27 protein-coding genes are annotated in these 22,529 nt (G+C 63.3%); 8 read left to right on the top strand and 19 right to left on the bottom strand.

Annotated elements, in window-relative coordinates; all coding sequences use genetic code 11:
- Nucleotides 1-2: 2 nt before the first annotated feature.
- A complete protein-coding gene (locus tag IYX23_RS08725; RefSeq protein ID WP_196393090.1) occupies nucleotides 3-872 on the bottom strand; it encodes a polyprenyl synthetase family protein in 870 nt (289 codons plus the stop codon).
- 149 nt (nucleotides 873-1,021) lie between these two features.
- On the opposite strand from IYX23_RS08725, the gene crtD reads away from it, so the two are divergent.
- A complete protein-coding gene (gene crtD / locus IYX23_RS08720; protein ID WP_196393089.1) occupies nucleotides 1,022-2,557 on the top strand; it encodes a 1-hydroxycarotenoid 3,4-desaturase CrtD in 1,536 nt (511 codons plus the stop codon).
- 20 nt (nucleotides 2,558-2,577) lie between these two features.
- Nucleotides 2,578-3,405, top strand: coding sequence for a hydratase (locus IYX23_RS08715; protein WP_196393088.1), 828 nt, complete (start codon nucleotides 2,578-2,580; stop codon nucleotides 3,403-3,405).
- A gap of 12 nt (nucleotides 3,406-3,417) precedes the next feature.
- On the opposite strand, the gene IYX23_RS08710 is transcribed toward IYX23_RS08715, so the two are convergent.
- From IYX23_RS08710 to IYX23_RS08695, 4 genes are all read right to left on the bottom strand, one after another.
- The gene (locus IYX23_RS08710; RefSeq protein ID WP_196393087.1) at nucleotides 3,418-3,561 is read right to left on the bottom strand and encodes a hypothetical protein; all 144 of its coding nucleotides are present in this window, start codon (nucleotides 3,559-3,561) and stop codon (nucleotides 3,418-3,420) included.
- 4 nt (nucleotides 3,562-3,565) lie between these two features.
- The gene (locus tag IYX23_RS08705) at nucleotides 3,566-4,612 is read right to left on the bottom strand and encodes a phytoene/squalene synthase family protein (RefSeq protein ID WP_196393086.1); all 1,047 of its coding nucleotides are present in this window, start codon (nucleotides 4,610-4,612) and stop codon (nucleotides 3,566-3,568) included.
- The gene (locus tag IYX23_RS08700; RefSeq protein WP_196393085.1) at nucleotides 4,593-6,122 is read right to left on the bottom strand and encodes a phytoene desaturase; all 1,530 of its coding nucleotides are present in this window, start codon (nucleotides 6,120-6,122) and stop codon (nucleotides 4,593-4,595) included. The genes IYX23_RS08705 and IYX23_RS08700 overlap by 20 nt, the downstream gene beginning before the upstream one ends.
- A gap of 83 nt (nucleotides 6,123-6,205) precedes the next feature.
- On the bottom strand, nucleotides 6,206-7,168 hold the full coding sequence (locus IYX23_RS08695; RefSeq protein WP_196393084.1) for a PDR/VanB family oxidoreductase: 963 nt from the start codon (nucleotides 7,166-7,168) through the stop codon (nucleotides 6,206-6,208).
- A 277-nt stretch (nucleotides 7,169-7,445) separates the two neighbouring features.
- Between IYX23_RS08695 and IYX23_RS08690 the strand changes: the two genes are divergently transcribed.
- The gene (locus IYX23_RS08690) at nucleotides 7,446-9,101 is read left to right on the top strand and encodes a SagB/ThcOx family dehydrogenase (RefSeq protein WP_196393083.1); all 1,656 of its coding nucleotides are present in this window, start codon (nucleotides 7,446-7,448) and stop codon (nucleotides 9,099-9,101) included.
- Complete coding sequence (locus tag IYX23_RS08685) at nucleotides 9,098-10,795, top strand: ATP-binding protein (protein WP_196393082.1); 1,698 nt, start codon at nucleotides 9,098-9,100, stop codon at nucleotides 10,793-10,795. The genes IYX23_RS08690 and IYX23_RS08685 overlap by 4 nt, the downstream gene beginning before the upstream one ends.
- A 5-nt stretch (nucleotides 10,796-10,800) precedes the next feature.
- Here IYX23_RS08685 and IYX23_RS08680 read toward each other — a convergent pair whose 3' ends face one another.
- The 3 genes from IYX23_RS08680 to IYX23_RS08670 are packed head-to-tail and all read right to left on the bottom strand — an operon-like array spanning nucleotide 10,801 to nucleotide 11,716.
- Nucleotides 10,801-11,262 (bottom strand): hypothetical protein, encoded by a 462-nt coding sequence (locus IYX23_RS08680; protein WP_196393081.1) that lies wholly within the window; start codon nucleotides 11,260-11,262, stop codon nucleotides 10,801-10,803.
- Entirely contained in the window at nucleotides 11,259-11,477 is a 219-nt protein-coding gene (locus IYX23_RS08675; RefSeq protein ID WP_196393080.1) for a type II toxin-antitoxin system HicB family antitoxin, read from the bottom strand. Before IYX23_RS08675 ends, IYX23_RS08680 begins: the two co-directional genes overlap by 4 nt.
- A complete protein-coding gene (locus IYX23_RS08670) occupies nucleotides 11,474-11,716 on the bottom strand; it encodes a hypothetical protein (protein ID WP_018406810.1) in 243 nt (80 codons plus the stop codon). Before IYX23_RS08670 ends, IYX23_RS08675 begins: the two co-directional genes overlap by 4 nt.
- A gap of 80 nt (nucleotides 11,717-11,796) precedes the next feature.
- Here IYX23_RS08670 and IYX23_RS08665 point away from each other — a divergent pair, with 80 nt between their 5' ends.
- From IYX23_RS08665 to IYX23_RS08650, 4 genes are all read left to right on the top strand, one after another.
- Nucleotides 11,797-12,129 (top strand): Rieske 2Fe-2S domain-containing protein, encoded by a 333-nt coding sequence (locus IYX23_RS08665; RefSeq protein WP_196393079.1) that lies wholly within the window; start codon nucleotides 11,797-11,799, stop codon nucleotides 12,127-12,129.
- A 55-nt stretch (nucleotides 12,130-12,184) separates the two neighbouring features.
- Nucleotides 12,185-12,499, top strand: coding sequence for a hypothetical protein (locus IYX23_RS08660; RefSeq protein WP_196393078.1), 315 nt, complete (start codon nucleotides 12,185-12,187; stop codon nucleotides 12,497-12,499).
- A gap of 80 nt (nucleotides 12,500-12,579) precedes the next feature.
- A complete protein-coding gene (locus tag IYX23_RS08655) occupies nucleotides 12,580-13,449 on the top strand; it encodes a xanthine dehydrogenase (RefSeq protein WP_196393077.1) in 870 nt (289 codons plus the stop codon).
- Nucleotides 13,450-13,460: 11 nt separating this feature from the next.
- The gene (locus IYX23_RS08650; RefSeq protein WP_196393076.1) at nucleotides 13,461-13,886 is read left to right on the top strand and encodes a group II truncated hemoglobin; all 426 of its coding nucleotides are present in this window, start codon (nucleotides 13,461-13,463) and stop codon (nucleotides 13,884-13,886) included.
- 86 nt (nucleotides 13,887-13,972) lie between these two features.
- On the opposite strand, the gene IYX23_RS08645 is transcribed toward IYX23_RS08650, so the two are convergent.
- The 11 genes from IYX23_RS08645 to nifH form a co-directional block, all read right to left on the bottom strand.
- Entirely contained in the window at nucleotides 13,973-14,587 is a 615-nt protein-coding gene (locus tag IYX23_RS08645; protein ID WP_196393075.1) for a glutathione S-transferase N-terminal domain-containing protein, read from the bottom strand.
- 39 nt (nucleotides 14,588-14,626) lie between these two features.
- Entirely contained in the window at nucleotides 14,627-14,923 is a 297-nt protein-coding gene (locus IYX23_RS08640) for a ferredoxin family protein (protein WP_018406804.1), read from the bottom strand.
- A gap of 36 nt (nucleotides 14,924-14,959) precedes the next feature.
- A complete protein-coding gene (locus tag IYX23_RS08635) occupies nucleotides 14,960-16,267 on the bottom strand; it encodes an FAD-dependent oxidoreductase (RefSeq protein ID WP_018406803.1) in 1,308 nt (435 codons plus the stop codon).
- An 11-nt stretch (nucleotides 16,268-16,278) separates the two neighbouring features.
- On the bottom strand, nucleotides 16,279-17,382 hold the full coding sequence (locus tag IYX23_RS08630) for an electron transfer flavoprotein subunit alpha/FixB family protein (protein ID WP_029649192.1): 1,104 nt from the start codon (nucleotides 17,380-17,382) through the stop codon (nucleotides 16,279-16,281).
- Nucleotides 17,383-17,404: 22 nt separating this feature from the next.
- Nucleotides 17,405-18,247 (bottom strand): electron transfer flavoprotein subunit beta/FixA family protein, encoded by an 843-nt coding sequence (locus tag IYX23_RS08625; RefSeq protein WP_196393074.1) that lies wholly within the window; start codon nucleotides 18,245-18,247, stop codon nucleotides 17,405-17,407.
- Nucleotides 18,248-18,276: 29 nt separating this feature from the next.
- A complete protein-coding gene (gene nifW / locus IYX23_RS08620; protein WP_196393073.1) occupies nucleotides 18,277-18,618 on the bottom strand; it encodes a nitrogenase stabilizing/protective protein NifW in 342 nt (113 codons plus the stop codon).
- Entirely contained in the window at nucleotides 18,615-19,421 is an 807-nt protein-coding gene (gene cysE / locus IYX23_RS08615; protein ID WP_348643641.1) for a serine O-acetyltransferase, read from the bottom strand. The genes nifW and cysE overlap by 4 nt, the downstream gene beginning before the upstream one ends.
- Entirely contained in the window at nucleotides 19,418-20,617 is a 1,200-nt protein-coding gene (gene nifV / locus IYX23_RS08610; RefSeq protein ID WP_196393071.1) for a homocitrate synthase, read from the bottom strand. Before nifV ends, cysE begins: the two co-directional genes overlap by 4 nt.
- A gap of 83 nt (nucleotides 20,618-20,700) precedes the next feature.
- Nucleotides 20,701-21,021, bottom strand: a complete 321-nt coding sequence (locus IYX23_RS08605) for an iron-sulfur cluster assembly accessory protein (protein WP_196393070.1) — start codon at nucleotides 21,019-21,021, stop codon at nucleotides 20,701-20,703.
- A 137-nt stretch (nucleotides 21,022-21,158) separates the two neighbouring features.
- On the bottom strand, nucleotides 21,159-21,860 hold the full coding sequence (locus tag IYX23_RS08600; RefSeq protein WP_196393069.1) for a nitrogen fixation protein NifQ: 702 nt from the start codon (nucleotides 21,858-21,860) through the stop codon (nucleotides 21,159-21,161).
- A 72-nt stretch (nucleotides 21,861-21,932) separates the two neighbouring features.
- On the bottom strand, nucleotides 21,933-22,529 hold a 597-nt coding region (gene nifH, locus IYX23_RS08595), incomplete at its 5' end, for a nitrogenase reductase (protein WP_196398842.1).

Genomic DNA, 22,529 nt, shown 5'->3' with positions numbered 1-22,529 from the left:
CCTCAGGCCGCTTCACGGGCGAGCTGTTTGGGAAAGAACAGCGCCGTCTGAGCCTTGATCAGCGCGCGCAATTCGGCCGCTCCGGGACAGTCGGGAATGGATTCGACCGCCCCCTTGACCAGCTCCTCGAGCCTCGCCTTGGCGCCGCCGACGCCGAGCTGCGCCGCGGCGTTGGGGCGCAGGCGCACGGCGTCCTGGCCGATGGGCTTGCCAAGTTCGTCAGCGTCGCACAGCACGTCGCGCAGATCGTCCGCGACCTGATAGGCCTCGCCGAGTTTGTCGCCGAGCATGCGCCAGGGCTCGGCGTCAACGCCGGCGGCGGCCGCGCCGGCACGCGTCGCGGCGACGAAAAGCGCGCCTGTCTTTGCCCGCTGGTAATCGGCCAGCGGCACGGCGACTTCGCATTCCCAGGCCTGCCCGGCGACGATGCCGCCTGGCGATCCGACCGCCTCGGCCACGATGCCGAGCAGCGCCGCCATCCGCGCCGGGTCGCGCGCCGCGACCGGCCGAAGCGTCGCAAAGGCGTGAACGATGAGCGCGTCGCCGGTCAGCACGGCGAGGGGCGCGCCATATTCGGCGTGGACAGAGGCCTTGCCGCGACGCAGGGCGGAATCGTCGAAACAGGGCAGATCGTCATGGACGAGCGAGGCGCAATGCAAAAGTTCGATCGCCGCCGCGGCGGCGTCGGCCGACTCCGGATCGGCGTCGCCACAGGCGCCTGCCACGGCAAGGCAAAGCTGCGGGCGGATGCGGTGGCCTGCGGGAAATACGGCGTAGCGCAGCGCCGACGCCAGCAGCGGCGGCGCGCCGGGACCCTGCGCCAGCGCCACGGCGCGGTCCAGCGCCTGTTCGATACGGTCGGCAATTTGCATGGCCCGCCTCCGCTATGTAATGTTTTGTGGTCTTCATTTATGTCAATATAGATTGACACAAGCTGGAAGTTCGATCAACTCTTTTTCCGACGTGGTGACGCAGCGGCGCGGCGCGCGTGCGCCGCTATCTGCTATCGGGATGGAAGCGAATGAGAACGCATCGCGTCGTCGTCATCGGCGCTGGCATCGGCGGGCTCGTCTCCGCGCTGCTGCTGGCGACGCGCGGTTTCGACGTCACATTGCTCGAGCGCGCGCAGTCTCCCGGCGGCAAGATGCGGGAGATCGAAGCGGGCGGCTTAGCGCTGGACGCCGGGCCCACCGTCATGACAATGCGATGGGTCTTCGATCAAATCTTTGATGACGCCGACGCCGATTTTTCCGATCGCGTAAAGCTGCTTCGCCTGGAAACGCTTGCGCGCCACGCCTGGAGCGAAAGCGAACGACTGGATCTTTTCGCAGATCCGGCGCGCAGCTTTGACGCCATCCACGCCTTCGCCGGCAAAAGAGAGGCCGAAGGTTTCGCGCGCTTCTGCGCGCGCGCGCGCGGCATCTACGAGACGCTGCGCGACTCCTTCATTCTCGCGCAGCGGCCGACCCCGATCGATCTCGTGCGCCGCGCCGGCGTTTCCGGCCTCGCCAATCTCACGCGCATTTCGCCCTTTGCGTCGATGTGGGACGAACTCGGCAAATATTTTCGCGATCCGCGGCTGCGCCAGCTCTTCGGGCGCTACGCGACCTATTGCGGCTCGTCGCCGTTTTTGGCGCCGGCGACTCTGATGCTCGTCGCGCATGTCGAAATGGACGGCGTGTGGCGCGTCGAAGGCGGCATGCATCGGCTCGCCGTCGCGCTTGCCGATCTCGCCCGCGCGCGCGGCGCGCGGATTTTCTATGGGCAAAACGCAAGACGCATTCTCGTCGAGGGCGGGCGCGCCACCGGCGTCGAGACCGAGCAAGGCGAGGTCATCAGCGCCGATGCGGTGGTGATGAACGGCGACGCCGGCGCGCTGCGCGCGGGGCTTCTCGGCGCGCCCGCGATCGCCGCGCTGAACAGCGCGACGCGCGCGCAGCCGTCGCTTTCGGCCGTGACATTCGCCATGCGTGCGCGGGTTCGCGGCTTTCCCCTCGCCCATCACAATGTGTTCTTCTCGCGCGATTACCGCGCCGAATTCGACGACATCTTCCGCGATCGCCGGCTGCCGCGCGCGCCGACGGTCTATGTGTGCGCGCAGGATCGCGGCGACGAAGACGTCCGTTCCAGCGACGAAAGGTTGTTCGCGCTCGTCAACGCGCCCGCCGTCGATGGCGCGCGAGACATCTCGACCGAGGAGTTACGCCAATGCGAGGAGACGACCTTGCGATTTCTCGCCGACTGCGGTCTCGACATCCAGGCGCCGCGGCAGGCGATCGCGCGCACGACGCCCAAGGACTTCGCGCAGCTCTTTCCCGCGACGGGCGGCGCGATCTACGGCCAGGCGTCGCACGGCTGGATGGCCTCCTTCACGCGGCCGGGATCGCGCACGCTTCTTCCGGGTCTATATCTCGCGGGGGGCAGCGCGCATCCGGGCCCGGGCGTGCCGATGGCGGCGATATCGGGTCGTCTCGCTGCGAAGAGTCTGATGGCGGACCTTGCTTCGACGCGGCCGTTGCGCCGAGCGGCTATCGCTGGTGGTATGTCGATGCGTTGAGCGATGATGGCGAATACGGTGTGACGGTCATCGCCTTCATCGGCAGCGTCTTCTCGCCCTATTACGCCTGGTCGGGTTGGGCCGACCCCTTCAATCATTGCGCCGTCAATGTCGCGCTTTACGGGCCGCGCGGCGCGCGCTGGGCGATGACCGAACGTGGCCGCCAAAGTCTTAAACGCACGCGCGACGTTCTCTTGATCGGACCGAGCTCGCTGGAATGGCGCGACGGCGCGCTGACAATTCGCGTCAACGAGATTGCGGCGCCCCTGCCCAAACCGATCCGCGGCGAAATTGTTGTGAAGCCTCTGGCGATCAACACGAAGGAATTTTTGCTGGAGACCAAGGGCAATCATATCTGGCAGCCGATCGCGCCCGTTGCGCGCGTGTCGCTTGATCTCGATGCGCCAGACCTGCGCTGGAAAGGCCACGGCTATTTCGACACGAACGCCGGCGACGAGCCGCTCGAAAAGGCCTTTGCTTTTTGGACATGGTCGCGCGCCAATATCGGCGACGCCGCCGCAATTCTCTACGACGCCGAGCGACGCCGGGAAGCTCCGCTGTCGCTCGCCTTACGATTCAGCGCATCGGGTATGGAGACGCTCGACCCTCCGCCCCTCGCCCCGCTGCCTTCGACGAAATGGCGCGTCCAACGCCGCACGCGCGCGGATGATGGAGTCGCGCAGGCGCTGCGCAGCTTCGAGGACGCGCCCTTCTATTCCCGCTCGCTTGTTGCGGCGAAGTTTGGGGGCGAGGCGGTCAACTGGATCAATGAGAGTCTCTCGCTCGATCGCTTCGCGAATCCGCTCGTCCGGCTGATGCTGCCGTTCCGGATGCCGCGCCGCGCCTGACGCCGCGCAAGTTCAGCCTCTCTCGTCAGGCTTCGACTTTTCGTCGCGCAGACGCTTTCTTGCCTTCTCCAGCGCCCAAAGCTGCCAGACGCATAGGCCGATGACCAGGCCGAAGGAAAGGACCATTTCGACGAGGCCGAAATATTCATCCGACATTGCGCTAGTCGCCGTAGCGTTCGGCCCGCTCCAAACGTTCAAACATTTCGAGCACGCGCAGGAACTGCGGCAGGGCGCCCTCGTCTGCCTCGCGCAGCGGGCGGACCGGATGATGCGCAACCGCTTCGATTAAAAACATCGCGGCGTCGAGCGGCGGCAGAGGCTTGCCGCCCGAAAGCCAGGGCGACGCGACGCCGGCTCTGGCGACGAGCGCCAGCTTTCGAGCGCAGCCGACGCGCGCGCGATGCGTGATCGAATCGAGCGCGCAGCGCGACGTGAGTTCGCGCCCGATTTCGGCATAAAGCATCGCAGCGGCGAGAATCGCGGGCCGACAGGAAAGAGGAAGTTGCGCGATGCCGCGCCGCGCGCGCGTGTAGAGCGCGTCAGCTTCGCGTAGCAGCCGCGCGACGACGCCTTTGAGCGCCGGCGTTGCGTTTGGGCGCGCGAGAAACCCTTCAGGATCGACGCCCGCCTCGCGCAGCCAGCAAAGCGGCAGATAGAGCCGGCCGGCGCGCGCGTCCTCGCCGACGTCGCGCGCGATGTTGGTGAGCTGCATGGCGATCCCGAGATCGCACGCCCGAGCCAATGTCTGCGGCGCGCGCGCGCCCATCATCAACGTCATCATCACGCCGACGGTTCCGGCGACGCGCGCGGCGTAATCGAAGAGTTCGTCGAGCGTCTCATAGCGGCGCCCTTCGGCGTCCCATGCGAGGCCATCAAGCAGCGCCTCCGGCACGGCGCGCGGAATGGCGTAACGGCGCACGAGATCCGCCATGGCGCGGTCCGCGGCGACGGGATACGGACGGCCCTCATAGGCGCCCGCCAATCGCTCCCGCAGCCGTTCCAAGGCGGAAAAGGAGCCGCCTTCGACATCGACGGCGTCGTCCGAGAGACGACAGAAGGCGTAAAGCCCATAGGCAGGCGCGCGCACGCGACGCGGCAAGATCAACGAAGCCGCAAAGAAAGAACGCGAGCCCTGTCTGATCGCCTCTCGGCAGGCGGCATGATCGTCTCGAGCGGCGAATGCGACGTCAGGCGAAAACGGATGCATCGGGCGCCACCTTGTCGAGTATCCGCGCCGACGACAGAACGCCCGGCAGTCCGGCGCCGGGATGCGTGCCCGCCCCGACGAGAAAAAGATTGCGCACGTCCTCGCTCGCATTATGCGGGCGGAACCAGGCGCTTTGCGTCAGTATCGGCTCCAGTCCGAAGGCCGCGCCGTGGAAGGCGTTGAGCTCCGCTTCGAAGCTCAGCGGAGTCGCGACCCGCGAGGTGACGATTTCAGAAGCCAGGCCCGGCAAGACCGTCTCTTGGAGGTTCTGTTCAATTCTCTGGCGATAGCGCTCCTCGAGCGCTGACCAGTCCTGGCCGCCTTCGAGATTGGGCACCGGCGAAAGAACGTAGAACGTATCGCAGCCCGGCGGGGCGAGCGACGGGTCGGTCGCCGTTGGCCGATGCAGATACAGGCTGAAATCTTCGGAGAGGGTCTTGTGCTGAAAGATGTCCTTCAGCAGCTCGCGATAGCGCGGCCCGAGCAGAATCGTATGATGCGCGACGTCCTCATATCTGCGCCGCACGCCGAAATACCAGAGGAAAAGTCCCATCGAGTAGCTGGCGCGATCGAGCTTGCGATCGCTCCACCGACGCCGAGCGGAAGCAGGCAACAGATAGCGATAGGTCCAGGCTGAGTCCGCGTTCGAAACCACGATGTCGGAGTCGATGCGTTCGCCCGACGCCAATTGCACGCCCTTGGCGACGCCCTTCTCGACGATGATGGAGCCGACCTCCGCATTACAGCGAATCTCGCCGCCCTGACTTTCGATGAGTTTGACGAGCCCGGCGACAAGACTGCCAGTGCCGCCCATCGCGAAATGCACGCCCCAACGCTTTTCCAGCGCCGCGATCAGACAATAAATCGCGCTGGCGCGAAACGGACTGCCGCCGATCAGCAGCGGATGGAAGCTGAAGATTGTGCGCAACCGCTCGTCGCGGAAGAATTGCGACACGAGCCCATAGACGCTGCGGTAGCCCTGAAGTCGGATGAGATCGCCGGCGATGCGCGCCATGTCGAGCGGCGACGAGAACGGAACATCGCCAAGCTCTTCGAAACCGATGCGACAGATCTCTCGGCTTTTGTCCATGAAGCGCGTAAAGCCGTCGACGTCCTGCGGCGAGAAGCGGGCGACCTCGGCCCGCATCGCATCCATATCGCCGCTGTAGTTGAAGCAGGCGCCGTCGTCGAAACGGATGCGATAAAAGGGCGACATCGGCCGCAATTCGATATCGTCGGCCATCTGGCGCCCACAGAGCGTCCAAAGCTCTTCGAAAAGGAAGGGCGCCGTGATGATCGTCGGCCCGGCGTCGAACGTAAATCCGTCTTGACGATAGACAGAGGCGCGGCCGCCCGGCACATCGCGCTTTTCCAGAACGGTGACGCTGTAGCCGCGAACGCCCAGCCGGATCGCGGCGGCAAGGCCCCCAAAGCCGCTGCCGATCAAGACGGCGCGGGGCTTCCTCCCGGTGGCCGCCGCCAAGCAGGGTCGCTCAGCAAGTGTCAACATAAGTAGACACTAGCGCGGTCCGGCGGAACGATCAAGGGTCTGCGATGGGCCGTGTCTACGCCATAAGGCGTCCACGCGCAGCCTTACAAATTCAGCACCAGCAGGTCGCTCTTGGCGCGCGAGACGCAGGCCAGAAAAAAGCCGTCCGCCTTTTCCTGATCGGAGAGACGCTTGTCGCGATGATCCGCCTCGCCTTCGATGACCTGGATCTTGCAAGTTCCGCACATGCCCTGTTCGCAGGAGGTGGGAATTTTGACGCCCTGCTCCTCGAGGAAAGCCGTGACGGTCTTGTCGCCGGGGACTTTGTATACGGCGCCCGTGCTGGCGATCTTGACTTCGAAGACCTTGTCGAGCACGGCCGGCGGCACTTTCGCAGTGAATCTTTCGACGTGGATTCGCTCCTTCGCCCAACTTTTCTGCTCGGCGAGGTGGATGATCGGATCCTGCCACCAATCCACGCCACAGATGAAGAGCTGCGTCTCTTCCGGTTGGTCCTGCAGAAGGGTCACCGGATTGAGCAGCTGATTGAGCTCGCTCGCCTCATAATAATATTTCGTATTCTCCGCGAAATTCGATGTCGCGATCATCTCGCTGAATGAACCCGGCGACATCATCGCGTAAACGTAGTGCAGATCGAAGGGAATCTTCTGACGCTTGAGATGGTCCGCGATGCTCAGGATCGGCGTCACGCCGATGCCTCGCGCCATCAAGATCGCGCGTTTCGTTTGCCGCGGCACGCGAAACCGATTTCTCGGCAAGCCCACCTGCAATTTGTCGCCGACATTCACCTGCGTATGCAGCGCCTTGGAGCCGCCGCGACTGTTCGCGTCGTTCCACACGCCAATGACATAGCGATGGCGTTCCGTGGCGCTGTTGCACAAGGAATATTGCCGCACCAAACCGCCGGGAAGCGTGACGTCGACATGCGCGCCAGGCGAGAAGGTCGGCAGTTCGGCGCCGGTGGGATCGACCAGTTCGAACGAGGCCATATTGTGGGCCTCCTCGCTCTTCTTGGCCACAATCACTTCACGCAGAGTTTCGTCCATCGCGTCGTCCGATCAAGATGCGGAACAGAGCGCAGAAAGTAGCAAGAAGCATACCCTTGCGGTCGCCGCAGGCCCGAGCCGCGGCGGAACCGACAATGTCACCTATCGGCCAAAAGCCCCGGGTTGCGTCTCCACTGTCGCGGTCTTGTGCGACATTCTTTCTCGCTATCTGGGCGCATTCCTTCCCGGTCCTTTAAAAGTCATTGATCTCGTTGGCTATTCTCAACCCACAAAACTGGGCGCCCTTCTTGAATTAAGAAGTCGACGAGGAGGCCGCATGGCGGACGCCGAAACCGAAATTCAGAGCCTGAAAGAACGCCCGCAGGACGCCGACGCTCTGCCAAGCGACATTCGCGGCTATCACCGGCGCACGAAACATGCCCCGACGCGCTACGCGCTGGGGCCGGCCTTTCTCGATTGGACCTCGCAGCCTTCGCCCTTCCGGCGCTTCGAGGGCGCACCGCGCATCGAACTGCCGTTACGCGATCGCGAAGAGACCGCGCCTTTCCCCGGCCCTGCGCTGCGCGCCGCGCCGCTCGACCGCATGGCGCTCGGCCTGTTCATGGAGCTCGGCTTCGGGATCAGCGCCTGGAAAAGTTACGAAGGCTCGACGTGGGCGCTGCGCAACAATCCTTCTTCCGGCAATCTGCATCCGACCGAAGCCTATCTCCTCGCCAACGCCGCCGAGGGGCTCGGCGAGACCGCCGCGCTTTATCACTATGCGCAGGAAGATCATGCGCTGGAGCGGCGCGCTGATTTTGAAACGCCGCTGGTTCTGCCCGAGGGCGGCTTTCTGCTCGGTCTGAGTTCCGTCCCCTGGCGCGAGAGCTGGAAATATGGCGAGCGGGCGTTTCGCTATTGCCAACTCGATGTCGGCCATGCGATCGGCGCCGCCGCGCAGGCCGCCGCCGCGCTGGGCTGGCGCGCGCATCTTTTGTGCGAACCGGGCGACGCCGACGTCGCGGCGCTGCTCGGACTCGATCGGCCGGACGCTTCTCATCGGCGCGAAGAAGAACATCCTGATGCGCTCTTGTGGATCGCCGCTGATGGGAACGCGCCCCCCGCCATCGACGTCTCCAACCTTGCGCGCGCGCCGCGAACGTGGACGGGCGCGGCCAATCGCTTGAGCGAAGATCACGACGGCTGGCCGCTCGTTGACCGGGCGGCGCGGTTCTGCGTCAAGCCGCGCACGCCGACAGTGGAGCCCTTGTCGCGCATGGCGCCGAAACCCGCCTTCCCGTTCCCGCTGCCGGACATCGGGCGCGTGGTGCGGCGTCGGCGCAGCGCGCAGCGCATGGACGGGATCGCCCGCCTCTCGCACGAGGCGTTTTGCGCGATGCTGACGTCGACGCTTCCCGGCGCCGAGCCTTGCCTGGCGCCTTTCCCCTGGCCGCCGCGCCTGAATCTGCTGCTCTTCGTGCATCGCGTCGAGGGCGTGGAGCCGGGTCTCTATCTGCTGCAGCGCGACGCCGAAACAACGGCGCGGCTGCGCGAGATGTCGGCGCTGGCGCTGCTTTGGACGCCGATCGAGATCGGGCCGCTCAAACTCTTTCGTCTGCGGCGCGGCGCCGTCGAACGCGAGGCGAGCATGAACGCCTGCCGCCAGGCGATCGCCGGCAAGGGCTGTTTCGCCGTCGCGATGATCGCCGATTTCGATCGCACGCTTCAAGAGGACGGCGGCTTCGGCTATCGCCGGCTGCACTGGGAGGCCGGCGCGATCGGCCAGGCGCTCTATCTCTGGGCCAGCGCCATCGGCCTCTCCGGCACGGGGATCGGTTGCTTCTTCGACGACGAGATCCACGCGATGCTCGGTCTGTCGCCAGAGCAATACGCCTTTCAGGACGTCTACCACTTCACCGTCGGCGCCGCGCTGGAAGACCCGCGCATGCTGACGCTCCCCGCCTACCCTGAAGAGATGCGCGAGCGAACATGAACATTCAAATCGAAAGGCCGCATGTCGAAGCGCTGATTGCGCGCTTTCCCGCCCATTCGGGGCTCTCGTCGCAACTGCGCTTCGGCGACAGAGTCGAACTCGATCTTGCGCATCTCTCCGGCGCCGAATTCGACTTCCTCGAAGAGCTGTATCAGCAATCGGGTCCCGAATTGCGCGCCAGAGCCGCGCAGCTCGCGACGCTGCGCTCGGCGCTGGAGTCGCAGGGCAAGCGCTTCGAAGCCGGCGATCTCGAAGACGTATTGCCGGCGCTGGTCAAATACATGACGACCGACGGGTTACGCGGCTGGCTGTTCACAGCCAGCGTCGCCGCCAAGGCGCTGCCCTATGTCGTGACGCGCTTCGACTATGTGCCGACCTCCAACGACGAGGCCGGCAAGATCCTGGTGGAACTGAAGGCCAACGCCAAGGGCACGCTGCAAACCAATCTCATGCGCATCATGGCGCCCGACATCGTCGGCCGAACCATCAGCGAAATCCTCGCCGCCAAAGGTTTTCTGCGCGAGACGCCGGCTTTGATCGAGGCCTTCGACGCGGCGAGCGAGACCTATTTCGATTGGCGCGGCCGCTATGGCGCGCAATTTTCGGGCAAGGGCTCCGGCTTTCACGCCGAAGACCCCAACGCCACGCATCGCGATACGGACTGGACGCGTAAGGACGTCATCGTGCTCTCGACGAGCGGCGGCGAGGCGCGTCTCGTCAATGACGAGGCGGTGCTCTCGGCGCGCAACCTGACGCTGGAGGCGCCAGGCGACGTGCTCGGGCATTTCCTGCGCAAGGCGGGCAAGAGCAACAATTTCTCCGGCGAGGACGAAATCGCCGAGCTGCGCGAACAGATTCCGCCGGGACTCTTCACGCAAGTTCCTGTGCATCCCTACATTCTGATGTTCCATCTCGATCTGCATCATCACGTCTGGGTGCATGTCGATGAGATGCGGCTTTATCGCTATCAGCCCGAGTTGAAGAGCAAGCTGGTGCTGCCGGAGGAGCAGACGGATCTCATCGACATTCTGACCGCCGAAATGGACGTGCTGATGGACGACATCGTCCAGGGCAAATCCGGCGGCACCACGGTGCTTTGCGCCGGCCCGCCCGGCGTTGGCAAAACGCTGACCGCGGAGGTCTATTCGGAAATCATCCAGCGTCCCTTGTACCGCGTGCATTCGGGGCAGTTGGGCCTCAACGTCGGCACGATGGAGACGGCGCTAAAGGAGATTTTGACGCGCGCCCAGCGCTGGGGAGCGGTGATGCTGATCGACGAGGCCGACGTCTACATCAAACGCCGCGACGACAACATCGCCATGAACGCCGTCGTCGGCGTTTTCCTGCGCGTGCTCGAATATTTCAATGGTCTGCTTTTCCTGACGACGAACCGCGTCGACGACATCGACGAAGCGATCGTCTCGCGCTGCATCGCGCTGATCAAATACAACCCGCCAGACGCTGACGCGAAGCGCCGCATCTGGCGCGTGATGACCGAGCAATTCGCGCTCAACGTCGATGACGCGCTCATCGACGACCTCGTCGAGATTTTCCCCGCCGCCACGGGCCGCGACATAAAGGGGTTGGCGAAGCTCACGGCGAAGTTCTGCCACCAGAAGAATGTGCCGCCGAGCGTCGCCGTTTTCCGCCGCTGCGCGATCTTTCGCGGCCTCGACACGGCGCATGCGGCGTAGCAGATTCAGCCGTCGAATCCGCCGGACAGTCGTTCGCGCCAGCGCTCGGCAAAAGCCTTCGCCACATCCGCGCTCGCAAAGACGACCTCGATCGACCATTCCGTGGTGCGCGTGTCGTCGGGCCACGCCCGTTCCACGCTACGCCAGATGATGTTTGGCCAGTCGGGATTGCGCTGCGGCTTGCCGCTCTCGCGCGACGACGGCCGGCCGACGCGTGCAATCAGCCAATCCATGATTTCCGGTCGAAAGGCGGCGCCAAAAAACAGCCCGTGCCGACCCATGCGGTCGGGCGTGCGAAAGATGCGCTGATTGAGCCAGGCGAAGGCAGGCGGATCAGGATCATTGTGATAGCAACGCAGCGCCAAAAGCCGGAACCCCATCGGAACGGAAAGCGCCGGCACAGCGTTGACGCAGCCCGCAGACTCCTGCAGCGCCGCCGTGTCGGAGCCATGATTTTCCGTCCTCACGCGCTCTCCCCCCGCGCCTCGGGCGGCGGCCGGTCGACGGCCTTTAGCGCATCGAGCACGGCGATCAGCGCCCGGCGTCCATCCTCCACCGCCTCCGCCTCGGTGTCGCCGACGCCAAAGCAGCCGGGAATCTCTGGATAAGACAGCACGTAATAGCCGCCCTCCTCTGGCGGTCCGCGGCCCAGCTCGGTTCGATAGCCGGGCGCCTCGCTCATTTGTCCAACTCATCCATGAGGTCCACCATCGCGACAAAGGCCTTCACGTGAACACTTCTCACCTTCGCCTTCATGGGGATGGCGACGCAATTCGGCACGGAAGGATGCGTGAACACGACATGCGTTCCCGTCACCTTGCGGAACTTGATCGCATATTGCGAGGCGGTGATTTCAAAATCGGCGGGCGTCCAGGCGCCGCCCGGATCATTGCGAAACGCCTCCAGGCGCTTGTTATGCACGGCGTCGCCTCCCGTCGGTCACGGCTCGAATCTTGCTCGCCGTCGATGCAAATTCGCAGCCAGCCTTACGGAGCGCCTTCATGTTTGTTCGCGTCTGCAAGGAAGACACACTCATGGAGGGCGGAATGCGCGTGGTCATCGCCGACGCGCAACTCATCGTTCTCGCCTGGCCGGAAGACGGCGTCGTAAAGGCGTTTCAGGGAGTCTGTCCGCACACCAATGTTCCCTTGGCGGACGCCGATTTCGACGGGACGACGTTGACCTGTCCGCTGCATTTCTGGTCGTGGGACATGAACAGCGGTCAACCCACCCACGAGCATGCGACGCCGCTCGCCGAATATCCGGTGCGGATCGAAGACGGCGTCGTCTATATCGACGCCGAAGGCATAGCGCCGATCTTCGCAGAACCCTGAACAACGCTGGTCTGCATATTGCGAGACCGCGATCACGCAAGGAAGGTGGGCGAGCATGGCGGTGGATCTGAAGACCGATTGGACGAATGACGATCTCGCCAGTCTGATGGCGTCCGTCGAAGACGACCGGGACTGGCGTCTTGAGGTCAGCGCCGCGGGAGTCGCCGATCTTAGCGACAAGACCGCCAATCCCACCGGCGCCGATTACGACGAGACGCTGCACTGCTTCTTCGAAACCTGGATGCAGGGAACTGATTTTGTCGGCGCCTCCGCCGCCGCCGACAAGACGCTCGTCGGAAAGATCGCGAACGCCTTGCGCGAAAATTATCCCGGACTGAAGGCGGGGAAATTCATTTACGTGGCTTTGTAGCGCATTCGGCGACGCCGCGAAGACGCGCGTCGCTTCAGTCGCTGGCGTGCGTCTTGCTTTCGCTGGGGCGCGGGGGGACGATGACACACGTGCGATTCTGCGAATTTCTGTCCAATCGAAGCGCCCCCTTCGTGGTCATTTTGGGCGCGAATGAGATTGCTTCGGCGGTTGCGGCGCGTCTGACGCGGGAGGGCTACCGCGTTGTGCTCAGTCACGACCCTTACCCGCCTGTCATTCGGCGTGGCATGTCGTTCCACGACGCTCTATTCCAAGATCGCGCCGAAGTCGACGGCATTCAGGGCTACCGCGGCGAGACTGCGCTGGAAATCGTACGGGTGTTGACGGTAACGGGCGTCGTCGCGGTGACCTCGCTGCAACTGACCGATCTCCTCGCGCTTCGCACGCCGGACGTGTTGATCGACGCGCGAATGCAAAAGAACCGTATGACGACGAATCTGCGGAAAATCGCCAATCTCGCCATCGGCCTCGGCCCGTATTTCGCCGCCGGATTGAACTGCGACGTCGCCATCGAGACGCATCCCGACCATGCCGGCGACCTCGTCGAAACCGGCGAAACTCGGCCCAACGACCATGTTCCACGCTATCTTGGCGGCGTCGGCCGCGGCCGCTTCGTCTATTCCGCCCGAGATGGCGTTTGGCGCACGCCCCTCGACGTTGGCGCGCGCATCTTCAAGGATTACCTCCTCGGCCTCCTCGACGGTCACCGCGTCCTTTCGCCGATGGACGGCTTCCTGCGCGGCATTGCGCGCGACGGGGTCGTCGTGCCGCAAAACGTGAAACTCGTCGAGGTCGATCCGCGCGGGCGCGCCTCGACTTGGACAGGCACCGACGAATATGGGCGCGCCATAGCGGACGCCGCCTATCGCGTAATCGCCAGGGCGGTCCACGCACGCCATTGGGCGCGGCCCATTACCGTAAGTTATCACTGAGGCTCGAGTCCGTGACGACGACCACTATCGACCATACCGTATCCATATACGATCGCATCGGCGGCTTCGACACGGTCGATCGGCTTGTCGAAACCTTCTACCGCAACATGGACGAACTACCGGAAGCGCGCGGCATACGCGCCGTTCACGCGGACGATCTTGGACCGACGCGCGCCATTTTGAAGGTCTATCTGGCCGAATGGCTCGGCGGCCCCAAGGATTATTCCGCCAAGAAAGGGCATCCGCGCCTGCGCATGCGGCATAGCCATTTGCGCATCGGTCCGGCCGAGCGCGACGCCTGGATGCTGTGCATGAACGGCGCGCTGGATGCGACGATCGAAGACGTCGGCATACGTGAAGGCCTGCGCGAAAATCTCGCAAAGCTGGCCGATTGGATGCGCAACGATCCGGATAATGCGCATGACAAGCGCCATTGAGCGTACAGTGGCGCATCCATCAACGTTGAGGTCGATGCGCTTACACGACTCTCACGCAGCCTATCGGCTGAGGCGCGCGCTTTGAATCAGCGATAGCCTTCTTCAGCGAGCACCTGACGGACGGCCGGGCGCGTTTTCATAAGCGCGTAATGCGCCTGGCAATTGCGCGGCAGCGTCATGCCCGTCTTGTCGGCCCAAAACTCCACATAGAACAGCGCCGCGTCGGCGACCGAAAAGCCGCCGGCGACATAGTCCTTGCCCGCAAGTTCCGCATTGATTGCGATCAGCGCCGAGGCGACGATTTCACGTCCTTCGGACTTGATCGCCTCGATGTCGGCCTGCCATCCGGCGTAGCGCTCCGGCGTGAACACGCGTCGAAAGCCGTCGCCGTGAATATGCTGTACGCAAAAATGCATGGCGGCCAACGCCGACTCGCGCGCATCCGCGCTCTCCGGCAGGAGCTTGCGGCGCGGATAGGCCTCCGCAAGCCAAAGCGCGATGGAGTGAAAATCCGTCAGCGCGACGCCATCGTCGCGCAACAGAGTCGGGATCGTTCCATGCGGGTTGATCGCCAGATAGTCCGGCTTGAGGTGATCGCCCTTGACCAGATTGACGATATAGGCCTCGAACACCAGCCCGATCTCTTCGAGCAGGATGTGTATGCCCGTGGAGCAGGATCCGGGCGTCATGTAGAATTTCATTCCCGGCTCGCCTTGCGCAGCTGATCGGCGTCGATTGATTTAGCCGAATTTGAACAGCACGCCGTAGCCGCCGCGCGGATAGTTCCATTCGATGTCGCCGCTCGGCTCGGCGATGATCCGACACGTGCCGCATTCGACGCAGCCGTCGGTCGTGATCTCGACTTGCCCGGTCGAGTTCATTTCATAGCAGTGCGCCGGACAGACGTTCACCAGACTGAGCAGTTGCGGCGAAGGCGTGGTGTGCGGACGCACCTTGATGTGGGCGCGGCCGGCGTCGACGAGATAGCGATTGAGGTAAAGCTTGTCCTCCACCCGGACTGCTGCTTCTGCGCTCATTGTCCTACTCCGTTGCTAGAGGGGCATCACGCCCAACTACCTCCACGCGCGCGCCAGCCGAAAGGCGTCGCCGACCAGTCCTGTCAGCGAACGCGCCGCCAGGAAGGAGCGGAACGTGGTCTTCTCTTTTTCGCGCTTCGGCGTGCCGTCGACGCGCAGGAAATTCGTCATCGCCTTCGAGACGAGCTGCGGATAGGTCAGGAAGAAGTTCTGCGCCTGAATGTGAAGCAGATCCGGCATGTCGCGATATTTCTTCAAATCCTTCATGACGAAGGACTCGTCGAGCATCTTCTTGTAGAGCGCCAGATTCTCCTTCGTCATCGGATCGCGGCGCGATTTGATCTGGAAGATCGCTTCCGCGGCGATCCGTCCGGAGGTCATCGCAAGATTTGAGCCTTCGCGATGTATGGCGTTGTTCAACTGCGCGGCGTCGCCAACGACGACCCAGCCGTCGCCATAAAGCTGTGGGATCGCCTTGAAGCCGCCTTCGGGGATCAGATGCGCGGCGTATTCCTTGACTTCCGAGCCTGCGATGAGCGCCGCCACCGATGGATGCTGCTTGAACTTTTCCAGCAGTCCGTACGGCGTCTGTCCCGTCTTCTCGAAGTCCGCGACGAGACAGCCGATGCCGAGCGAGATCGACTCCTTGTTGGTGTAAATGAAGCCCATCCCGGTCATGCCTTGCGAGATGGTGCCGACCGCCTCGATGACCGCGCCTTCGTCGCCGCGCAGATTGAAGCGGGCTTCCAGAGTTTCCTGCGGAAGGAAGTGCATTTCCTTCACCGCCAGAGCGACATTGCTCTTGTCGGGCGTCTTGCGCAGGCCGGCTCTTGTGCCGAGCAGCCCGCTCACGCCTTCCGCCAACACGACGACATCGGCGCCGACCTGTCCGTTCTTGCGGTCCGTGCGCACGCCGATGACTTTTCCATAGGCGTCCTGCAGCAGCTCCAGGACCGTGGTTTCGCACAGCACGACCGCGCCGGCCTCCTGAACCTTCTTGGAGAACCATTTGTCGAATTGCGCGCGGATGATGGTGTAGCGGTTGGGACGCTCCTCGTTGAATTCGTCCGAGCGATAATGGAGTCCCGTATGGGAGTTGTCGTCCATCATCCAAAAGCGCTGCTCGACGAGATGACGCTCCAGCGGCGCGTCCTCACGAAAATCCGGGACAAGCTTCTCGAGCATGTCGGAATAAAGGATCGCGCCCTGCACATTCTTGGAGCCGGAATATTCGCCGCGCTCCAACTGCAGGACTTTGAGGCCCTTGCGCGCCAGGGTCAGGGCGGCGGCGTTGCCGGCCATGCCGGCGCCAACTACGATCGCGTCGAATCTTTCTTCGATCATGCCTATCTCCCCTAGCTCGCTAGACGGTCGCGCTGATGCGGAGACAATCGTTTCGAGAACGCTTCCGTGAGTGCAGGCAAAAGCCGTACCGCGTCGGTGACGATTCCAACATGGGCGAAATCGAAGATTGGCGCATTTTTGTCGGTGTTGATCGCGACGATGTAATCCGCGCCCTCGACGCCGACGCGATGCTGGATCGCGCCGGAAATGCCCGCGGCGATATAAAGCTTGGGTCGGATGGTCTTACCAGTCTGGCCGATTTGCCGATCAGAGCTGACCCATCCCTTTTGCACCAGCGGGCGCGAACAGCCGAATTCCGCGCCGATCGTGCTCGCCAGCTGACGGATGAGCTGGAAGTTTTCCGGAGAGCCGAGGCCGAGGCCGCCCGCGACGACCACGTCGGCGAAAGCCAGGTTGGACTTTGTCGAATCGCGATCGGGCAGAAACGACAATACTTTCGTGACAATGTCGTCTTCCACCAGGCCGAGCGGATGTTCGATCACCCGGCCGAGCGGCTTTTCGACTCGCTCCGGCATCGGCATCACGCGCGGGCGAACGGTCGCCATCTGCGGGCGATAGTTCAGCGTGAAGATCGTGCAGAGCAGCGAGCCGCCGAACGTCGGACGCGTCGCGGCGAGCGAACCTTCCGCATCGACGTCGAGTTCCGTACAATCGGCGGTGAGACCGGTCAGCAGCGTCGTCGCCACCGAGCCGGCAAGATCGCGCCCCAAAATCGTCGCGCCCAGCAGCAGGATTTCCGGCTGATAGGCGTTGACCAGATCGGTCATCGCCTTGGTGTAGCTCTCATTGCGGTAATCGGTGAGGATGTCGTCCGCGACAAGATAGGCGAGGTCTGCGCCATAATTGAAGCTTTCGCGCACGACCGCCTGCGTCGCCTCGTTGCGAGCGCCGACGACGACCGCGGCGAGATTGACGCCGAGCTTATCGGCGAGAATCCGCCCCGCGCCCATCAGCTCCCAGGAGACCGGATGCGCTTGTCCACGCTCCTGCTCGATGAAGACCCAGACGTGCTTGTAGGCTTTGAGATGTTCGGGCAGCTCTTTTTTCGCCGCCGCGCGCCCCGCCGGAGCAGGAGCCTTAGCCGTGTCGTTCATGTGTCGCGCTCCTGTTTCAAGATCAATAGCCGCGCGTCAAGTGTCCGAGCTCGGATTCGAGTTTCGGCCGGCGCTTGAACAATTCATCGACGAAGACGTCTCCTGGCTTGTCGCCGAGTTCGATGAATTGGGCCTTTTCCGCGCGCGGCTTCGGCGCGAAGACGCGCTTGACGATCGTCGGCGAGCCGCGCAGCCCGCATTTGGTGATGTCCTCGACGCCGGCGTCCTGCGCGCTCCATTTGATGATCGTCGCGCGCGCCGCCGCCAACGCGTCGCTCAGCGAACCAATGCGCATCTCGTTGACGCCTTCGAGGACCGAGATCAGGCAGGGCATTTTACTGCGCAACTTCTGAACGCCGCCTTCGCTGCGCCGCTCGACGTCGATCGTTCCCGCCTCAAGATCGACGTTGTCGATGTGCGAGACATAAGTGAGCTGCATCAGGCCGAGCCGCTTGGCCACGCCGGGGCCGACCTGCGCCGTGTCGCCGTCGATCGTCTGCTTGCCGGTGAAGACGACGTGAGGCGGCCCAAACTCCACGCCGATCTTGCGGATCGCCGTCGCCAACGCATATGTCGTCGCCAGCGTGTCCGCGCCGGCAAAGAAGCGGTCGGTCAACAGCACCGCGCGATCGGCGCCAAAGCTCAGCGCCTTGCGCAGACTGTCCTCGGCGGAAGGCGGACCCATGGTGAGAATGGTGACCGCGCCGCCGAATTTTTGGCGCAGCCGCAACGCTTCTTCGATCGCGAACAGATCATATGGGTTGATGATCGTCGGAACGCCCTGGCGCATGATCGTGTTGGTCACCGGGTGAACGCGGATCTGCGCCGAGTCGGGCACTTGCTTCATGCAGACGACGATATGCATTAGAGTTGTCCCCGTTGTTCCTTAAGCGTTCACTTCAGAACGTTGAGCTGCACCAATGACGGCGGCGCCGCCGGCTTGACGGCGTCTTTGTGAACTTTGAACAGACGTTCGTCGATCGGCGTCGACGTTAGGAAGTCCTGGTAGGCGCGTTCCAAAAAGTCCTTGCAGCGCTGGGTGACCGTCGCGTCGTCCAGTTCGCATAGATCTTCGCTGAAGAGATATTGCCCCATGCGCCGCAGAATATGCAGGCGCGCGACATTGACCACTTTCGGATCATATTCGACGCCAAGCAGCGCGAAGAACTCTTCGGCGCAGGACGCCTTTTTCAATTGCTCCAGAACGGCGGGCTCCGACATTTTGGTCTCCTTCATGTGATTTCCGCCGGCTCCGCCTTTGGCGCGGCGCCATCAGGGGCCTTGATGGTCGATTGGCGTTCCCGCAGACGCCTTTGCAGATGTGACACGCGCGTCTCCAAGAACTCGACGCGATCGAGCAACACCGAGAATGCCTCGCCGACCGGATCCGGCATCAAATGGTGATTGAGGTTGATGCGGCCATCGAATGTGCAGCGGCCGACGTCGCGGTGCACGATCTTCGCCGGGATTCCGACCACTGTCGCGTCGCGCATCACACTTTCGATCACGACGGAATTGGCGCCGACCCGCGCATTGCGGCCGATCGTGATCGGACCGAGAATTTTTGCGCCGGCGCCGACGATGACTTCGTCCTCGAGAGTCGGATGGCGCTTGCCCGGCGACCAGGAGACGCCGCCAAGCGTCACGCCGTGATAAAGCGTCACGTCGTCGCCGACGACCGCCGTCTCGCCGATAACGACGCCGGCGCCATGGTCGATAAAAAAGCGTCGGCCAATCGTCGCGCCCGGATGGATGTCCACATTGGTCAGAAAGCGCGCGAACCAGGAGAGCAGACGCGCCCAGAAGCGATGATCATTGATCCACAGCCAATTGGCGAGGCGATGCCAAATGACGGCGTGCAGCCCGGGATAGGTGAGCAGCGTCTCGAAACGTCCGCGGGCGGCGGGATCACGAGTCGCCACGCACGCCAGATCCTCGCGGATCAGTTGCAAGCGCGTCGGCACGGGCGCCGCGGGCGCCGCCTTGGTCTGCGCTGCCTGGTTTGTCATCGTGGCGACTCGTTCGAGCATGACGCTCACATGCCTCTCGCGTGAGTGCTCGCACAGACGTTGCGCCAAATCGACGTCAAGGCTTCGCCGCTGACGGGCCCCTTGTGATCAAGCGCATGGGCGCGCACGCAGGAGACGATCTCGCCGAGCTCCTCGACGCTGACCGCCAAATCCAATTGCCGCAGTCTCGCGGTGACGGCCGCCGAACCGGAATGTTTGCCGATCACGATCTCATGCGCGCGGCCGAGCATGCTCGGATCGAAAGCTTCATAGGTGCGCGGGTCCTTGAGCAGTCCGTCGACGTGAATGCCGGACTCATGTGTGAAAACATGCTCGCCGACGATGGATTTGTTGAGCGGGATCGGCCGACGCGCCGCGGCGGAGACGAGCGCCGCAACGTTGCGCAATTCGGTGAGCACAATCCCGGTTTCGTATTTGTGCAGCTGACGCGCCGCCACGGCGACTTCCTCGAGCGGCGCATTGCCGGCGCGCTCGCCAAGCCCAATGACGGTGACTGACGCATGCGTCGCGCCTGCCTTGATGCCAGCCAAGGTATTGGCGGTGGCGAGTCCTAAATCGTCATGACAGTGGATTTCGATTTCAAGATCGCTCTGCGCGCGCAGTTTGCCGATCAGATCGAAAGTGGCGAAAGGATCAAGCACGCTCAACGTGTCGGCGACCCGGAATCGACGGGCGCCGGCGGCCTGAGCGACCGCCATCGTCTCCATTAGGAATTCCGGTTCGGCGCGCGAAGAATCCTCGCCGCCGACTGCGACGTCGAGCCCCTTGTCGCGCGCGTAGGCGACGACGCGCCGCGTCATCTCCAGCGCCTGGGCGCGCCCGCCGCGCAATTTCGCACGTATCTGCGTCTCGGAGACGGGGACGGAAAGATTGACCATCGAGACGCCCGACGCCAGCGCCGCATCAACGTCCTCGACGCGCATCCGGCACCAGGCGATCGCGCGCAACGGCAATTGCGCGTCGACGATCGCTCGGATCATCGCGATCTCCACAGCGCCCATCGCCGGCGTTCCGGCCTCGAGTTCAGTAACGCCGGCGCGCGCCAAGGCGCGTGCGATTTCGAGTTTTTCTTCGCAGGTGAAAGCGACGCCCGGGGCCTGTTCGCCGTCTCGAAGCGTGGTGTCGTTCAACACCACATCCAGCGCTCTCTGCGTCAGCGAAGCGACGGGAGGAAGCGAACTCTTTCGGGGCGCATATGTCGTCATCGACTCATACGAACGCTCGAGGCGCCCGCTTCCATGCAACCAAGGAACAACCGCACAACCGCTCCACGCATCCGCGCGCTCCTTCAGTTGAAGGATTTTTGACAGCCGCAGGTGGAGCTTGCGTTGGGATTCTCAAAGGTGAATCCGGATCCGGCGAGATCCTGTCGATAGCCGAGCGTCATGCCTTCGAGGCGCGGACGCGAGGCCGGATCGATTAGCACGCGCACGCCGTCGGCCTCGACGACGATGTCGTCGTTCCTCTGCTGCGGATCAAGATCGACGACATACTCGTAGCCGGCGCAGCCGCCTTCCTTGACCAGAATGCGCAGACCACCCTCTCGTTGAGAGGCCCGCGCCATCGCATCCTTTACCGCGGCGACGGCTGCCTGCGAGACCGTGATCATACTGGAGCCTCCGAGATGAACTTGCCTGTGCCTGTATCAAGCAATCGACATGCCATCCCCAGCGCGGGCAAAAACCGCCAGTCCGACCAGCAAATTATGAGATTGTCGAAAACTCGACAAAAGTTGTTCGAATGAACTTACACTGTCTGTTCGGCGGGCGTCGCGGGCGCCTGCGCCGCCGATGCGACGCGACTCGTCCCGGTTTCCGCGCCATAGCAGAGCGCGTAATCAGCACAGTTCGAGCACACCGGCGTGCTGCACATGACGAAACCGTCGTTCTCGCACATCATGCGGTAGATGAACCGCTTCCAGCGCATGTTCTTGTCGTTGCGTCGGGCGAGCGGCGCGAAATGGCGCGCGATCAGCCGCGTCAATTCGGATCTGTCGCGAAGACCGAGGTCCTCCCACAGATGGTTGGGCTCCATGGCGCGGCGCGCGATCATCGCGGCGAGCCAACGACCGAACTCGCCCTCGCTGGAGCGATTCTCAAGAAGGAGATCCCGCACGATTTCGATTTCGTCCGCGTCGACGAGACTCGTCTCGTGGTCGCCGGAAGATTCGATGTTTCGCGCAGCGAAGTAGTGAGAAAAAAGATCGCCGAGTTCAGCGGCCGTCAGACCGGCTCGCGCCGCAAGACTTCCGCCCTCGCTCGACGCTAAGGCGAGGATCGACGCCAGAACGTGGCGGTCGAAATGCGCATCGCCGTCGATATCCGCCGCGTCGGGCAAAACGCCAGTCAGATCGCGATAGGCGCTCTCAGCGTCACGAACGCCTGGCCCGCTCTCCGTCGCCGTGGATGCGGCGCCGCCGCTCTCGATATTGGGGAAGGCGTGCACCATTACGTCACGCTCCGCTGACAACATAACGTCGACCTCCCGCGTGCGGGAGGTCGACGCTTATGCGTTGACGGGTTAGGCGATCGCCTGGAGTTCGGCCGCAGTCTTGCCGATCTGGCTCTCGTCGACCGCCTTCATGATGCCGTGCTCCATCAGCATGTCTTCGAGCTCGTCCATCGTGATCGGCGTCGGGATGATGCCCTTGCCCTGGTTGGCGTGGATCTTCACCGCGAGATTGCGGTAATGATTCGCCTGCTCGGACTGCGGCGCATATTCCAGCACCGTCATGCGGCGCAGTTCCGCGTGCTGCACGATATTGTCGCGCGGCACGAAGTAGATCAGCGTCGTGCCGAGCTTCTTCGCCAGAGCTTCCGCAAGCTCGAGCTCCTTGTCGGTCTGACGCTCGTTGCAGACCAGACCGCCCAGGCGCACGCCGCCGGAATTGGCGTATTTCAAAATGCCCTTGGAGATGTTGTTGCCGGCATACATGGCCATCATCTCGCCCGACATGACGATGTAGATTTCCTGCGCCTTGTTCTCACGGATCGGCATGGCGAAACCGCCGCAGACCACGTCGCCGAGCACGTCGTAGGACACATAGTCGATGTCTTCGTAAGCGCCGTTTTCCTCGAGGAAGTTGATCGAGGTGATGACGCCGCGGCCCGCGCAGCC

It is taken from the genome of Methylocystis sp. L43 (assembly GCF_015709525.1).
In the GTDB taxonomy this organism is placed as follows: Bacteria; Pseudomonadota; Alphaproteobacteria; order Rhizobiales; family Beijerinckiaceae; genus Methylocystis.
The sequence above is the reverse complement of the archived record's forward strand: the minus strand, read 5'-3'. Positions and strand labels throughout refer to the sequence as shown.

Excerpts from the sequence above, each read along its gene's own strand:
- IYX23_RS08725 (WP_196393090.1), bottom strand. The coding sequence starts at position 872 with ATGCAAATTGCCGACCGTATCGAACAGGCGCTGGACCGCGCCGTGGCG.
- crtD (WP_196393089.1), top strand. The coding sequence starts at position 1,022 with ATGAGAACGCATCGCGTCGTCGTCATCGGCGCTGGCATCGGCGGGCTC.
- IYX23_RS08710 (WP_196393087.1), bottom strand. The coding sequence starts at position 3,561 with ATGTCGGATGAATATTTCGGCCTCGTCGAAATGGTCCTTTCCTTCGGC.
- IYX23_RS08705 (WP_196393086.1), bottom strand. The coding sequence starts at position 4,612 with ATGCATCCGTTTTCGCCTGACGTCGCATTCGCCGCTCGAGACGATCAT.
- IYX23_RS08700 (WP_196393085.1), bottom strand. The coding sequence starts at position 6,122 with ATGTTGACACTTGCTGAGCGACCCTGCTTGGCGGCGGCCACCGGGAGG.
- IYX23_RS08695 (WP_196393084.1), bottom strand. The coding sequence starts at position 7,168 with ATGGACGAAACTCTGCGTGAAGTGATTGTGGCCAAGAAGAGCGAGGAG.
- IYX23_RS08690 (WP_196393083.1), top strand. The coding sequence starts at position 7,446 with ATGGCGGACGCCGAAACCGAAATTCAGAGCCTGAAAGAACGCCCGCAG.
- IYX23_RS08685 (WP_196393082.1), top strand. The coding sequence starts at position 9,098 with ATGAACATTCAAATCGAAAGGCCGCATGTCGAAGCGCTGATTGCGCGC.
- IYX23_RS08675 (WP_196393080.1), bottom strand. The coding sequence starts at position 11,477 with ATGAGCGAGGCGCCCGGCTATCGAACCGAGCTGGGCCGCGGACCGCCA.
- IYX23_RS08665 (WP_196393079.1), top strand. The coding sequence starts at position 11,797 with ATGTTTGTTCGCGTCTGCAAGGAAGACACACTCATGGAGGGCGGAATG.
- IYX23_RS08660 (WP_196393078.1), top strand. The coding sequence starts at position 12,185 with ATGGCGGTGGATCTGAAGACCGATTGGACGAATGACGATCTCGCCAGT.
- IYX23_RS08655 (WP_196393077.1), top strand. The coding sequence starts at position 12,580 with ATGACACACGTGCGATTCTGCGAATTTCTGTCCAATCGAAGCGCCCCC.
- IYX23_RS08645 (WP_196393075.1), bottom strand. The coding sequence starts at position 14,587 with ATGAAATTCTACATGACGCCCGGATCCTGCTCCACGGGCATACACATC.
- IYX23_RS08640 (WP_018406804.1), bottom strand. The coding sequence starts at position 14,923 with ATGAGCGCAGAAGCAGCAGTCCGGGTGGAGGACAAGCTTTACCTCAAT.
- IYX23_RS08635 (WP_018406803.1), bottom strand. The coding sequence starts at position 16,267 with ATGATCGAAGAAAGATTCGACGCGATCGTAGTTGGCGCCGGCATGGCC.
- IYX23_RS08630 (WP_029649192.1), bottom strand. The coding sequence starts at position 17,382 with ATGAACGACACGGCTAAGGCTCCTGCTCCGGCGGGGCGCGCGGCGGCG.
- IYX23_RS08625 (WP_196393074.1), bottom strand. The coding sequence starts at position 18,247 with ATGCATATCGTCGTCTGCATGAAGCAAGTGCCCGACTCGGCGCAGATC.
- nifW (WP_196393073.1), bottom strand. The coding sequence starts at position 18,618 with ATGAAGGAGACCAAAATGTCGGAGCCCGCCGTTCTGGAGCAATTGAAA.
- nifV (WP_196393071.1), bottom strand. The coding sequence starts at position 20,617 with ATGACGACATATGCGCCCCGAAAGAGTTCGCTTCCTCCCGTCGCTTCG.
- IYX23_RS08605 (WP_196393070.1), bottom strand. The coding sequence starts at position 21,021 with ATGATCACGGTCTCGCAGGCAGCCGTCGCCGCGGTAAAGGATGCGATG.
- IYX23_RS08600 (WP_196393069.1), bottom strand. The coding sequence starts at position 21,860 with ATGGTGCACGCCTTCCCCAATATCGAGAGCGGCGGCGCCGCATCCACG.